Source organism: Actinomadura syzygii, from assembly GCF_008085905.1.
Taxonomy (GTDB): Bacteria; Actinomycetota; Actinomycetes; order Streptosporangiales; family Streptosporangiaceae; genus Spirillospora; species Spirillospora syzygii.
The window spans coordinates 86,165-99,710 of sequence record NZ_VSFF01000012.1; the positions used below are offsets into that span (position 1 = coordinate 86,165).

General features: G+C 68.1%; 9 protein-coding genes. 4 read left to right on the forward strand and 5 right to left on the reverse strand.

Annotated features, from left to right (window positions below; all coding sequences use genetic code 11):
- The first annotated feature begins 198 nt into the window (after positions 1 to 198).
- A complete protein-coding gene (locus tag FXF65_RS30660) occupies positions 199 to 3,213 on the forward strand; it encodes a GDSL-type esterase/lipase family protein (protein WP_281288972.1) in 3,015 nt (1,004 codons plus the stop codon).
- Positions 3,214 to 3,326: 113 nt separating this feature from the next.
- Here FXF65_RS30660 and FXF65_RS44040 read toward each other — a convergent pair whose 3' ends face one another.
- The 4 genes from FXF65_RS44040 to FXF65_RS30675 all read right to left on the reverse strand — a co-directional run bounded on the left by FXF65_RS44040 (position 3,327) and on the right by FXF65_RS30675 (position 7,571).
- A complete protein-coding gene (locus FXF65_RS44040) occupies positions 3,327 to 3,491 on the reverse strand; it encodes a hypothetical protein (protein ID WP_187412582.1) in 165 nt (54 codons plus the stop codon).
- A gap of 2 nt (positions 3,492 to 3,493) precedes the next feature.
- The gene (locus FXF65_RS30665) at positions 3,494 to 4,537 is read right to left on the reverse strand and encodes a glycosyltransferase family 2 protein (RefSeq protein ID WP_148353544.1); all 1,044 of its coding nucleotides are present in this window, start codon (positions 4,535 to 4,537) and stop codon (positions 3,494 to 3,496) included.
- Positions 4,538 to 4,868: 331 nt separating this feature from the next.
- Positions 4,869 to 5,528 (reverse strand): class F sortase, encoded by a 660-nt coding sequence (locus FXF65_RS30670; RefSeq protein ID WP_187412583.1) that lies wholly within the window; start codon positions 5,526 to 5,528, stop codon positions 4,869 to 4,871.
- 555 nt (positions 5,529 to 6,083) lie between these two features.
- A complete protein-coding gene (locus FXF65_RS30675) occupies positions 6,084 to 7,571 on the reverse strand; it encodes a substrate-binding domain-containing protein (RefSeq protein WP_148353546.1) in 1,488 nt (495 codons plus the stop codon).
- Positions 7,572 to 8,143: 572 nt separating this feature from the next.
- On the opposite strand from FXF65_RS30675, the gene FXF65_RS30680 reads away from it, so the two are divergent.
- The 3 genes from FXF65_RS30680 (at position 8,144) to FXF65_RS30690 (ending at position 11,094) form a co-directional block, all read left to right on the forward strand.
- A complete protein-coding gene (locus tag FXF65_RS30680) occupies positions 8,144 to 8,740 on the forward strand; it encodes a fascin domain-containing protein (RefSeq protein ID WP_148353547.1) in 597 nt (198 codons plus the stop codon).
- A gap of 402 nt (positions 8,741 to 9,142) precedes the next feature.
- Positions 9,143 to 10,033: a pentapeptide repeat-containing protein gene (locus FXF65_RS30685; RefSeq protein ID WP_187412584.1), complete on the forward strand. Its 891-nt coding sequence runs from the start codon at positions 9,143 to 9,145 to the stop codon at positions 10,031 to 10,033.
- A 437-nt stretch (positions 10,034 to 10,470) separates the two neighbouring features.
- Positions 10,471 to 11,094, forward strand: coding sequence for a superoxide dismutase family protein (locus FXF65_RS30690; RefSeq protein WP_148353549.1), 624 nt, complete (start codon positions 10,471 to 10,473; stop codon positions 11,092 to 11,094).
- A 155-nt stretch (positions 11,095 to 11,249) separates the two neighbouring features.
- Here FXF65_RS30690 and FXF65_RS30695 read toward each other — a convergent pair whose 3' ends face one another.
- Complete coding sequence (locus FXF65_RS30695) at positions 11,250 to 13,511, reverse strand: MMPL family transporter (RefSeq protein ID WP_148353550.1); 2,262 nt, start codon at positions 13,509 to 13,511, stop codon at positions 11,250 to 11,252.
- Between the last annotated feature and the right edge of the window lie 35 nt (positions 13,512 to 13,546).

Here is a 13,546-nt window from a genome sequence, read left to right on the forward strand (position 1 = left end):
CCGGAGCCTGTGACGGCAAATTGCTTAGTACCGGCATGCCTGGTGAGGGATCGCCCGCCGCGAACGGCTCGCCGCATGGGGGCGCGTTTCCCGAAAAGGACGGTGAGGAACTCGTATGCCGCGCCGCAGGCACGAAGGTATTTGTCAAGTTCACGTCACCTTCCGAACGGAATTGGAACCACGAATGGGCACATCATGATGAGACGGGTCTCCCCCGAGAGACCGTGGTCGCGCGGCCTGGCCATAGCGCTGATCGCGGTGCTGGCCGTTCTCGGCGCCCCTGCCGCGCCCTCCGCACGGGCCATCATCAACGGTGAAGTGGCCTTAGGCAGCTGGGGGCAGGTCGAGGTGCTGCTGGATGGAAGCTACAGATGCACCGGATCGCTCATCGCGCCGAACTGGGTCCTCACGGCAGCGCACTGCGTGCCCAGCGCAGGGCGCATGACGGTTCGGGTCGGCGGCAGAATCCGCGGCCTCGGAGAGACCTTCGAGGTGAGGCGCAACGTGCCGCATCCCAACACCGATGTCACCCTGCTTGAGCTCAACGGTGAAGTGGAGAATTTCAACCGGATCATCGAGTACGACGACACCCGCAGGCCGCCGGTCTTTCAGCAAGTCGACATCCACGGCTTCGGACCGACCGAGCCAGGTGGTCCGCCGGCGTTGGAGCTCAGAAGCGCCAGGCTCGAAGTGGAGCTGAACCGCGCTGTGCCGCCCATGCGGGATTGGGGCCCCGACGGGGCGTTGCTGCAAATGCAACCGTTCCGTGGCAGCCCCATCCAAGGTGACTCCGGCGCCGGTGTGATCCGTGACGGCAGGCTCCAAGGGGTTTACGTCGGCCTCCATGGCCCGCAGCAGTACGCGGTGGCCCTGCAGGCCATCCAGGGATGGATCTACCAGCAAACGAGGCGGCGGCCGGCGGGCGCCGCCGAGCGGATCGAAGATCTGGCGGTCATGCCCATGGGTGACGGCCGCGCCCAAGGCTACGGAAGCTCGCACGGATCCGGCTTCCGGGACGAACTGCGCCGCAGGGCGATCAGCGAGGTCCACAGCCTGGACTTCGTCGGCTCGCAGCGGTCCGGGCAGACGCCCGACCCCGACCACGAGGGCTATCCCGGCGCGACGATCGGCGAGATCGCGCGCCGGGCCGACACCGCGGTCGGGCAGTACAAGCCCAACGTCGTCCTGCTCAACGCCGGGACCACCGAAATGGAACGCGGCGTCGCCGGCGCCGCTGCCGAGATGGGGACGTTGATCGACCAGGTTCTCGAGGACGCCCCCAAGGCCGCGGTGCTGGTGTCCACGCTGGCGCCCGTGCGGGACGAGACCGTCCAATCCAGGATCGCCGCCTTCAACAAGGAGATCCCGGGCGTCGTCGCGCAGCGGGCGAGAGCCGGCAAGCACGTCGCCGTGGTCGACATGGGCGAGGTCACGACCGACGATCTGGCCGACGACGGCCTGAATCCCAATGACCGCGGGTACACCAAGATGGCCGAGGCGTTCGACGCCGCCATCGCAACGGCATCGGTCGAGAACTGGATCGTCGGCCCCGGTGACGAGCAGCGGTACGCCTACCGCGCCATGCCGCTCGGGTCATCGACCACCTATGGCGAGAAGAGCTCGGACGGAAACGGCTACCGGGACGTCCTCGACCAGGGATTGCAAGGGATAGCCGAACGCAACGGCGGGGAGACCGGCGAGGGCGGCGCCAAGGTCAAGCTCATGAACGACACCGACGACACCCCCCAGGTGGACATGGTGGGCTCGGTCCGGGTCGGCCGGATGGCGGACCGGGACAACGAAGGCTGGCCGGGACGCAGGATCCATGAGATCGCCGACAAGGCCACTTGTTCCGTCAAGCTCTACAAACCCAACGTCATCACGCTCATCGCGGGCGGCAACGACGTCAACCAGAACTACCAGATGGACGGCGCGATCGGACGGCTGGAATCGCTGATCAGGCAGATCAGCAAGGACGCCGAGAGCACCCTCGTGCTCGTGGCCGGGGTGCAGCCCTACACCGACCCGGCCTGGGACGCGCGGGGCAAGACCTTCAACGCCCAGATCCCCGGCCTGGTGGAGCGGCTCGGGGACGAGGGCGTGAACGTGATGTACGTCGACCACGGGCTGCAGCTCTCCGACATCGGCCCGGACGGCAACCATCCCACCGACCAGGGATACGACAAGATCGGCGCGGCGTTCGTGAAGGCGGCCAACGAGGCGAACGCGCAGGGACGGATCCTCGATCCCGTCTACCAGGACTCCGGAGAGGTGTCCGACGCCTGCGGCATTACCGACGGCGGCACGGGCACCGACGACAAGAGCTCCAAACTGGGCACGCACTGGGATGACCGCGGAGTCATCCAGGCCAAGCAGTTCCCCTCCACCGACCGGTTCTGGATGGTCGACATCAACCAGGACCGCAAGGCCGAGTTCGTCACGGTGGACAAGAACCAGAACTTCCGGTTCTGGTGGAACGGCGGCCCGTCCGGCAATGCCTGGGTCCCGTTCGTCGAAGGCCAGAACTCCTACAAGCCCCGGGCCGGGGCGGTCGGCAATCAACTGCGGTTCGGTGACGTCGACGGGGACGGCTTCCCCGACTGCATGGTCGTCGACCTGAAGGGCACCATCGACCTGCACACCTGGAAGGCCGGCAACCCGGCCGGCTCACGCATGTGCATGGAGCCCCGCGACAACACCCACGTCTATTCCAACGGCTCCGCGGGAGAGCGGCTGAACATCGACCCGTCCACCAAGATCCGGTTCGCCGACGTCACCGGCGGGGGCCGCGACGACTACCTGCTGATCAAACCGGACGGCGCAACGACCGCCTGGTACAACCGGGGCTTCGCCACCGAACGGCAACTGACCTACCTGGACTGGACGCCGCCGCAGCAGATCAGCGGCGCCCTGCAGAACCCCAGGGAGATCAGGTACGCCGACATCAACGGCGACAAGCGCGCCGACCGGATCCTCATCACGCTCAAGGGCGGCGCCAGGGCCTGGATCAACGAGGGGCCCCGGGGCTCGGGCGGAACCTACCGCGACATCGGCAAGATCGCAGAGGACGGCGACCTTCCGCCCAAGGACATCCAGTTCGCCGACCTCGACGGAGACGGCAAAGCCGACTTCCTGCGCATCGGCTGGACCGGCGTCACCCACGCCTGGCTCAACAAACTCCCTGCCGACTACTTCGACACCTTCCACCCATAGTCCGCGTTCCCCATAGGACGGTCCTGCGGCCTCGAATCAGGCCGCAGGACCGAACGCTTTGAAGCTGCCTTCAGTGGCCGATGTGTGTCGGCCATGGCTGCGGTCCGGCCGGGTCAGTGCCCGCGGGCGGGGAGGATCCGCTTAACCGCCAGGGCGGCGGAGACGACGGTGAAGAGGGCCAGGCCGATCCAGAGGGCCTGCAGGCCGAGCCAGGGGGAGGCGGCCGCCGCGCCGCCGAAGCCGGCGGCCACGCCGCCGATGGGGGGATTGTTATACATGCCTACCATTTCCTTTCTTTGCGCCAGGCGGCCTGCCAGAAGGCACGGGCCTGGACGATCTGGAGGAAGACGTCGAAGATCATTTCGACGACGATGGTGCCGGCGAGGGCCATCTGGAGCGGCCCGCGCTGCCGGACGGTGACCACCCGCTCGACCATGAAGATGACGGTGACGGCGGCCCAGATCGGGCTGATCTGGATCCCGCCGAGCCAGATCGCCGAGTAGGCGAGCGAGGACAGGTAGGCGGTGATCACCAGGATGCCGATCAGGGAGAGGAACTGCCGGCCCCAGTAGGGGCGGGTGATCGGCGTCCAGCCGTAGTCGAGGAGGTTCTCCAGGGCGCCGCGTTTCCAGCGCAGCCGCTGCTGGGCCAGCTCGCGCCAGGTCGGCATGACCTCGGTGGTGAGGGTGCACTCCTTCGGGCACAGGATGCGGAATCCGAGATGAAGGATGGCGAGGGTGAGTTCGTTGTCCTCGGTCAGCACCCGGACGTCGTAGACGTGGGGGAGGCCGGGGAGGCGGCGTTCGCGGCGGGCGGCGACCACCTTCTGAAGGGTGGCGGCGCGGAAGATGGTGGCCGTGCCGGTCAGGACGAGCGCCTTGCCCTGGAGCCGCCGGACGTCCCGGGCGTAGCGGGCGTACTCGTTGCGCTGGAACATCCCCACCGTGCCGCCGCCCGGTTTGCCGGTGAACGTGCCGCCGACCGCGGCGTAGCGGCCCGAGGCGAGGTAGTCGACGCCGTTGCGGATGAAGCCGGGGTCGAGCGCCGAGTCGGCGTCCATCACCATGATCGCGTCGTCCGGGCCGAAGATCGGGAGCAGCCGGTCGAGGACCTGGTTCAGCGCGCCCGCCTTCTTGTGCCGGTTCCCGCGCGTGCCGACGATCTCGACGCCGCAGAGCTGGGCGAACGCGGCGGTGGCGTCGGTGCAGTTGTCCGCGATGACGACGATGTGGTCCGGCGGGCGTTCCTGCTGGCGCAGGGAGGCGATCGTCTCGGTGATCTGCTTCGCTTCGTTGTGCGCCGGGATGAGGACCGTCACCCTCATCGCGTCCGCGTGGATGGGCGGCAGGTCGCGTTTGCCGTCCCGGGGGTGGGACCGGGTCGGTGCCGGGCGCGGGTGGGGCGGTGGCGTGGCGACCGGTCGGCGAGGAGCGGCGGGTGCACGTGGTGCGACCGGTTGCGGGGGTGCCGGGCGGCGGCGCGGCATCACCCGGTCGGGGACGGTGATGGTCGGTGAGGTGCCGAGGTCCCATGCGGTCGGGACCGCCAACCGGCCGGGTGCGGGGGTTTCGCGCTGGGAGAGCCGGTGGTGTCCCAGGTGGCGACCGGTGGGACGCTGCGGGACGGTCATGCCGTGCTCGGAGTCGGGGCGCATGTCAGCGGGCCCCCGTGCCGCTGACCCGGGCCAGGTGGCCGAAGGCGATGACGTTGTCGGTGTAGTGGCCGCTGCGGCGGTCGAAGCGCCCGCCGCAGGTGATCAGCCGGATCGCCGCATAGCCGGGGTCGCCGTACACCCGCCGGGTGGGGAACCGATTCTTGCCGACGTGTTCGACCGAGTCGATCCGGAACTCGGCGGTGCGGCCATCGGTGCGCAGGACGTTCGCGCGGTCGCCGGGGCGGAGGGCGCCCAGGCGGTAGAAGACCGCGGGGCCGTCGGCCGTGTCCACATGTCCGATGATCACGGCCGCCCCGCGGCTGCCGGGAGCGGCGCCGAGCCGGTACCAGCCCGCCTCCTGGGCGCGGGGGAGCGGCGGCGTCTCGACGGTCTGGTCCGGATTCTTGGCCAGCATCATCAGCGGTGTCCGGACGGCGATCCGCGGTACGTCGAGACGCAACGGCACCGAAGGCGGCAACACCAGGGACGACGCTGTGTGTGCGGGGAGCCTGGACGCGGCCTCACCGGGCGTGGGCGGAGCGGCGGCCTGGTGTTCTTGTTCTCTGAACGCTTGCACGATCAGAAGGGCCGCCACGACCAGGCCGGACAGCCCGACGGCGGCGGCCGCAAGGACGCGCGGGCGCGGGCCACGATGCACCACGGGACGTACCCCCCGCTCGACCGATGGTGATGGCGCCGTGTATTGCGGCGCAGATGGGAACCGTAATGCTTCGTTTGAAGATTCATGCTTTGTGTGAGTAAAACCGCAATTGAACGGCATGTGACTTGTGAGGTTCTCCAATCATGATCGGCTAATGATGGTTCAGTTGGCGAAGGCGCTTCTATCGCCCGGCCCGGACCAAAGCGGTCGCCTGGCAGTGCTTGCTCGTGGGCTCCGACCTGCGGGGATGCGGTTCCTTCGGGCAGAGGGTGGGGCTCGTCCGGAAGGGTGGTGACGACGAATGGGCGCCCGGGCCGGGGTACAAGTGGTGCTGGCCGGAAGCGGCCTCTCTATCGTCCGCAAAACCCGTCGTCACCGGTCAAGGTCAAATTGAGTGGTCCATCGCCTGCGTCCGAAACACTTTCAGCGAGGGGGCCACGTAACGGGTTTGCTTTGACGCCACGTCCACAGTCGCTCAGTGATGCCGCAGTCGTGCCGCCCGGACGGCTCGTCGGGGCGAGCGTTTCGCGGCGGTCGAACCGCAATGGTTCACGGTCAGGTGCATTGGCCGGCGAGGGCGGTGCCGGATAGTTCCGAGCAGCCGACGTAGTTGTGGTCGCGCAGCCGCGCGGTCATCGGGTCGCTGGTGAGGAATTCCAGGTAGTCGGCGGTCAGGCCGCGCGGCTGTCCCGCGGTGTAGAGGTACTCGGTCGCGACGAAATGGTAGGAGCCCTTCAACGTGGCCGAGCGTGTGGCCGGGATGCCGTCGATGCGGAGGGTTCTGACGTTCGGGAAGTAGGTGAGCGCGTCGGCTTCGGCGTATCCGATGGCGTTCGGGGTGCGGTCGATGTAGGTGAGCAGGTCCATGGTGGTGTTCATCGTGCAGGCGGCCGGTGTGCTCTGGGGGGCGGTCGGGCAGGTGGCCGAGGCTGGGAAGTCGGTGCTTCGGGTGCCCAGGACGCTCTGCTCGAAGCTCCTTCGGGTGCCCGAGCCGTTGTCGCGTCCGACCACGATGAAGCTGCCGTTCGCCGGGGACGGGCTGTTCCGGAACAGGTCGCGGAGTTGTGCGGTGGTCAGGTCGGACAGCTTGAGGTTCTTGTTGGCCACCACGGCGAAGATCACCAGTCCCACCGGGCGGACGCTCAGCCCCGGCGTGTTCCCGTCCTCCTCGCCGTCGGTCATGGCGATCACTCCCGGGGTCGGACGCTGGCGCAGGTCGTCCAGGCCGGCGCCGCTTCCCACGGCGGAGATCGTGATCGACGCGCCTGTGCAGGCGTTCTCGTACTCGTTGGCCACGTTGTTGGCGATCGGCGCGAATGCGGTCGAGCCCTGGACGGTCAACGCGCCGATCGCGCAGTCGGGGGCGGGGGTGACGACCCGGTTCGCCAGATAGATGCCACCGGTGAGGCCGAACAACAGCAAAAGGACCGTGCCCACGGCGATCACCCTGAACCAGTAGCGACGATCGTGGGGTTTGCGGCGCTGGATCTCGCCGCCCCGCACCGTGCCGCCGTCGACGACCTCGTAGTTGCGGTCGTTGGATGTGCCGGTCCCCGAGGCCGTTTCTTTGAGCAGGACCAGCAACTTGAAGCCGATTCCCCGGTTAAGCGAGAAGAGAGGCAGGACGATCTTCGACCGATCGTCGGGTGGCTGCATCTCCTCATCGGGGGCGTCGATGGTCTTTCTGCGCACGTGCTCTGAATCGCGGACCTTGAAATGGACGACCTCGCGTCCGGGGAACTGGAACGACAGCGGCAGAGCGAAGTCCTGTTCCACGATGTCGTCCCGGCCGGCGCTGGCGATGTCCAGGACGACCAGGCTCCCCTTGTCGATCTCCTGTCCCTGGGAGGAGATCTCCCACATGTCCGGACCGTCGTCCTGGAAGGTCCGGTTGATCGGCTCGTCGTACAGCACGGCCCAGCTGATCAGCCGCCGCTTGCGGAACCTGCCGTACACCAGGCCGCAGACGAACGTCACCACGCCGACCGTCAGCCCGGTCAACAGCCCCCGACTGTCAAGCGCCGAATTCAAGCTGGTCAGCATGAGCCTTCTCCCTGAACGCGGAGGAACCGGCCACAATGAGACGCTCAAACTACCGCGAACCGTTCAGTAAAAGGCTTGCACATTCCGACGTCACCCGCCGTTAACCAACAAGTGAACCGCGATTGGCGGTTGATTCATCCGCGAGAAAATCCGACCGCTGCTCGCGGCCCACAATGGACCGATTCAATGGCTGGATCCGCAGGTCCACTGGAGCCCCACCCCGCCCAACCGCGCCTTCATCGACTCCGACGAGCCACCGCTGCGGCAGACCAGAGACGCCGCACCGTACGGGTCTTGCCTGCGGTCTACTCCCGGCTCGTCGTGCGGCTCTTTCGTCAATGGTGCCTGGCATTCTCGTCCGGTGGTGGCCGGGACGTCTGGCGGGGTGGCGGGGACGTCGCGGAAGCGGTGCAGGCCCGCGCGCCGGAGGCGGGCCGCTGACCGGACAGGTAGGCCATAACCGGTCAAAGTACCCATATGTGGCCTTGTGGCAACAAACGGTGCGCGTTCATACTCGCGGCACAACCCGGGCTCCCATTCAAAAAGCCGGGAAACGTGAAAGGTATTCACGCATGCGTCGTTCATTTGTGGTGGTCATGCTCGCCCTCGCGACCGCCTTCGCCCTCGCCGCCCCACCGGCTACGGCGGCACCGGTGCGCCCCGCCACGCACTTCGGGTGGGTCCATGTCACTTCGGCCAACCAGGCCACTCTGCTCCACGGCCGCAGCGTCCAGGATGCATTAGCAGGGACCACCATCTACTCCACCGCCAACAGCCGCTATGTGTCCGCCGAGCTGGGTTACACCGGCGGCGATCAAGGCATGCTGCGGGCCCGCGCAACAGCCATTGGCGCGTGGGAGCAGTACAGCTTCTATGTATCTGGGTCCACCGTGACGATCTACTCCACCGCCAACAACCGGTACGTGTCCGCCGAGTTGGGCTACACCGGCGGCGACCAGGGCATGCTGCGGGCCCGCGCGACGGCCGTCGGCCCGTGGGAGAAGTTCAACCTGCTCTACAACCAGAGCACCGGCAGGTGGGCGTTGCAGTCTCAGGCCAACAGCCGGTATGTGTCCGCCGAGCTTGGCTACACCGGCGGAGACCAAGGGATGCTGCGGGCCCGCGCGACAGAGATAGGCCCGTGGGAGCAGTACGTGCTCAACGGCTGAGGCCGCTGCCCGCGATTAGGCCAACTCGGTGCCGACGGGGCTAACGCACCGTCGGCACCGAAGCACGACAACCTGACCGACCAGTGGACGATCGTGTCGACCGCACCCAGTTCTGACAGTCTCACCAAGACCCGAGCCCAGCAAGCAGCAGACTCAACCTGACGACCGGTCAGACAGTTTTCAGAACACGCACCTAGCCGTCCAGCCCAACCATGCCCATGGGCCCCACGTACCCCTTCGTCACGACGATGTTCAGGTGATCCAAATCGTGTCAGGGCGGCCGTGCCCACGCGCACTGGGTGACAGGATCGCGATCAACGCCAACGCATGGCCGGAGGCGGACGGGCTGCCGCGGCCGGTTCGCCGCACATGATGGCCTGGTCAGCGCTTACCGTGCCGAAGGTGAGCGATCCGGCCGAGTCTGGCACACCCCCGAATGAGCCGGTGGACCCGGCGGACGCGGAGGGAGCGAGTCCTCCCCTGGCCACAGGCCGCGGGCGGCGGCGTGCCCGGATCACCGAACCCACGCAGCAGGAACTCGACGCGCTTCCCGTCGAACAGCGTCTTGAGCTCCTGAGCCGGCGGCGGGCCGGTCGACACCAGACCCTCAATAGCATCGGCATCCTGTTCGGCGTGGTGTTCACGTTGGCCGGCCTCGTCGCCACGTGGCTGACCCTGCACAACGCCGAACAGGGTCAGATCACCGACCGGTACAACAAAGCCACCGAGCAGTTGAGCTCGTCCGATCCCGCTGTCCGGCTCAGTGCCATCTACGCTTTGCGGCGACTTCTCGATGACTCCGCACGGGATCGACGCGGCATCATCCGGACCTTGGCGGGCTACGTACGGTTACACGCCCAAGATCGGGCCACTGGTCCCAACACCAACAAGAGCGATCTGGCCGTCGATGTTCGAGCCGCCCTCGGCGTGATCCCTGTCCGGCGACCGCACTTCACCACCTGCTGGCGCGGGGGCTGTAACTACGAGGCTGATCTGTCAAACATCAGCTTCCGCGGCAAGAGCCTTGTCGAACTGGACCTGGGTGGGACGAACTTGGGCGGCGCGGACCTGCGGTCGGTGGATCTGAGCTTCGCATCCCTGGTCCATGCGCGCCTGGAAGGCGCGAAACTCGAAGGCGCGAAGCTCTCCGATACCAGGCTCACCGGCGCCACCCTGCGCGGCGCGACGTGGTCCAGGACAACGCAATGGCCCGCGAGCGTAGGAGGAGCAACGGGGATGCGGACCCGCTCAGCAGAACGCAAGAAGGGTATCTATGTCGTAACTCTGCCATAGGCCGACCGGTCGGACGACACCTTGTACAGCACAACGCACCGCGCGACTGCACCCTACTGCTCAGCGGGATACCGGCGAGTTGGCTGGTGGGCTGGGCCGTGCCCGTGTTGGGCATCACGCTGCTCGCCTTCCTGGTGAGCGGTTCTCTGGATTCGCGGCCCGCGATCGGGTGGCGATTCGACGCAGGACTCTCGTCCGCGACTTCTCATGAATCCCCGGCATGCTCATCGCCGTTCTCCCAGGTTGGACAGCAGGTTGACGGCCGACGGGCTGTTGGAACGGGATAAGGGGGGTGCGCGGGGCAACCGGTTGGCCATAGGTGACTGGGTTTTGTTGAAGGCTGCCGGATTTGCTTTGCGCCGTTGATGTCCCTGTGCGGGTGCCACTAGCAAGGCATGCGGTGTAGAAGGTCTTCCCACTCCTAGAAAGAGACGGACATGAAGAGAGTCGTTTCAATCGCTCACCTGGCGATCCTGGCCACGATCGGGGGAGCGGCGGGGGTCGTGGCGGTCTCGGCGGCCGTCCAGGCGGCCACCGGTCAAGGACGGCAGGGCCTGACAGCGCAAGTCCTGGACGTCCAGGGCAAGGAAGTCGGGAAGTTGACCGTCGCGGGAGCCGACGGGGGATTCCAGCGAGTGTCGGTCCAGGTGTGGGGCCTGCCCGCCGGTTTCCATGGTTTCCATATCCATGCGACCGGCAAGTGCGATCCCGGGGCCGTCGATCCCAACACCGGCAAGGTCAGCCCCTTCTTCACCGCCGGTCCGCACCTGGACCTGGGTGGGACGCACGGTCACGGGGCGCACGCGGGTGACCTGCCGAACCTGCTGATCGGGCAGGACGGGCGCGGAACGTCGGAGACGGTCACCGACCGGTTCCGGGCCGAGGACCTGCTGGACGCCGACGGCAGCGCGATCGTGGTCCACGCGCTGGCCGACAACCACGGCAACATCCCGGAGCGGTACGAGTCCGGCGGCAAGAAGGGCCCGGACGCCGACACCCTGAAGGCGGGCGACTCAGGCGGCCGCACGGCCTGCGGAGTGATCGCCGACCATAAGAACTGATACCGCGCTGGTCCGGAAGGCTCCATAGCCCGCTCTGAGATACGGCCACGTCGCGGACAGCCCGCAGTTCATCCCCGTCCTGAAGAAGGTGAGGGTAAGCGGTCCCGTCGGCCGATCCCGCATCCGGCCGGACGCCAAGGGCGGCAGGGTTTGAGTCAACGGTCAACCAGCCGTGGACGTGTGGCCTCACCCGTGGATTCCGCGTCGGTGCCGACCGGGCCGCGGGGAAGCATCCGGTCCAGCCACCTCGGCAGCCACCAGTTGGTCCGGCCGAGGAGTGTCATGGTCGCCGGTACCAGCACCATGCGTACGACCGTGGCGTCGATGAGGATCGCGGTGGCCAGGCCGAGCCCGAACATTTTGGCGGAGGGGTCGTCGGCGACGGCGAAGGACAGGAAGACCGCCACCATGATGAGAGCGGCTGAGGTGATGATCCGGGCGGTGCCCGAGACGCCCTCGACGATCGCCGTGCCGTTGTCGCCGGTGCGCAGGTACTCCTCGCGTACGCGGGAGAGGAGGAACACCTCGTAGTCCATCGACAGGCCGAACAGGATGGCGAAGAGGAACATCGGGATGAACGACACGATCGGAACCGTCGCTTCCAGCCCGATGAGTGCGCCTCCCCAGCCCCACTGGAAGACCGCGACCATGATGCCGTAGGCCGCGCCGATGCTCAGCAGGTTCAGCAGTACCGCCTTGAGCGGTACGAGTATCGAGCGGAAGACCAGCATCAGCAGCAGGAACGACATCGCCAGCACGGCGGCGACGAACAGCGGCAGGCGTTGGCTGGTGCGTTGGCCCACATCGGACAGGCTCGCGGCGGCGCCGCCGACGTGGGCCCTGGCCGGGCCGTGCCCGATCGCCGTGGGCAGCACGTCGGTGCGCAGCCGGGCGATGGTGTCGGTCGTGGCCTTGTCCTGTGGGCTGGTGGTTGGGAACACCGCGAGGGTCGCGATGCCGGTGGCCCGATCGACATGCGTCGGCGCGACGGATGCGATGCCCGGATCCGCCGTGACCGCTGCGACGACTCGGTTCAGCGCCCCCGGATCACCGGCGGGGTCCGCGGCGATGACGAGGGGACCGTTGGTGCCCGGGCCGAACCCCTCGGCGACGAGGTCGTAGGCGCGGCGCTCGGTACGGCTGCGGGGCAGTGAGCCGTCGTCGGGCAGGCCGACGCGCAGGCCGAGTACGGGCAGCGTCGCGGTCAGCAGCAGCCCCGCCGCGCCGACCGCGTACGGCAGCGGGTGCCGGTTGACGTGCCCGATCCAGCGCCGCCATCCGGTGGCGGGGGCGGCGCCCGCCGCCGGGTCCCGCCGCCGTGCGAGTCGGCCCGGGTTCCTGGTCCGCAGGGCCCGGCCGATCCGGCCGGGCCGGGCCAGGCGTGGGCCGGCCGCGCCGAGGAAGGCCGGCAGCAGCGTCACCGACGCGACCACCATGGTGAGAACGACGATCGAGACGGCGAGCCCGCCCACCGTCATGAACGGCACGTTCGCGACCGCCAGGCCGAGGATCGATACGACGACGGTGCCGCCGGCGAAGACCACGGGCCTCCCCGCCGTGGCCACCGCTCGCCCCGCCGCCTCGCGGGGATCGAACCCGCGCGCGAGGTACTCCCGGTGCCTGGCGAGCACGAACAGCGCGTAGTCGATGCCGACTCCGAGCCCGACCATGCTGCCCAGGACAGGGGCGAAGGTCGGGACGTCCGTCACCCCCGCCAGCACTGTCATCGTGGCGACTCCGACGGTCAGCCCGAAGACCGCCATGCCTATCGGCAGCGCGGCGGCGACGAGCGAACCGAACGCCAGGAACAGGATCGCGGCCGCGGCGAGGATGCCGATCAGCTCGCTCGGGCCGCCGTCGGGGTCGGAGAAGGCATAGAAGAGGTTTCCGCCCATCTCGATGCGCAGGGGCAGCTCGGCGCGCAGCCGGTCGCCGAGATCGACGAGGGCGTCGAGGTCCCTGGCGGACAGCCGGCTCTGGTCGGGGTACTGCACCCGGACGACCGCGATCCGCCCGTCGGCCGAGACAAGGCCGCCGCGCGCGGCGGTGTCCCGGCCTGCGTCGAGCACCCCCGCCGGGTCGCTCGTGCCGAGGACGTGCGGCAGCCGCCGCACCTCGGTCTGCAGCCGCGTGAGAGCCATGCGCGCGCTGCCGTGGTCGAGGAACGTCGCACCGTCGTCGAGGGGGGTGACGACCACTTGGGCGGTCATCCCCTCCTGGCCGGTGCCGGCCCGCTCGATCAGTTGCGCGGCCCGTTGGGAGTCCAGTCCCGGAGCGGTCATCGAGTCCGCGGTCCGCCCGCCGATGGCGCTCGCGGCGAGGACGGCGAGCGCGGCGGCGACCAGCCATGCCGCGATCACCCGCCAGGGATGGCGGGCGGAGCTTGCGCCCAGGCGCAACAGGGCTTTCGAGAGCATCGGGTCCTCCAACCACCTCGTCGGCCGTCCGTGTA

What these genes read in the sequence shown, in the direction of transcription:
- FXF65_RS30660 (WP_281288972.1), top strand. Translation starts at nt 199, where the DNA reads ATGAGACGGGTCTCCCCCGAGAGACCGTGGTCGCGCGGCCTGGCCATA.
- FXF65_RS44040 (WP_187412582.1), bottom strand. Translation starts at nt 3,491, where the DNA reads ATGTATAACAATCCCCCCATCGGCGGCGTGGCCGCCGGCTTCGGCGGC.
- FXF65_RS30665 (WP_148353544.1), bottom strand. Translation starts at nt 4,537, where the DNA reads ATGAGGGTGACGGTCCTCATCCCGGCGCACAACGAAGCGAAGCAGATC.
- FXF65_RS30675 (WP_148353546.1), bottom strand. Translation starts at nt 7,571, where the DNA reads ATGCTGACCAGCTTGAATTCGGCGCTTGACAGTCGGGGGCTGTTGACC.
- FXF65_RS30680 (WP_148353547.1), top strand. Translation starts at nt 8,144, where the DNA reads ATGCGTCGTTCATTTGTGGTGGTCATGCTCGCCCTCGCGACCGCCTTC.
- FXF65_RS30690 (WP_148353549.1), top strand. Translation starts at nt 10,471, where the DNA reads ATGAAGAGAGTCGTTTCAATCGCTCACCTGGCGATCCTGGCCACGATC.
- FXF65_RS30695 (WP_148353550.1), bottom strand. Translation starts at nt 13,511, where the DNA reads ATGCTCTCGAAAGCCCTGTTGCGCCTGGGCGCAAGCTCCGCCCGCCAT.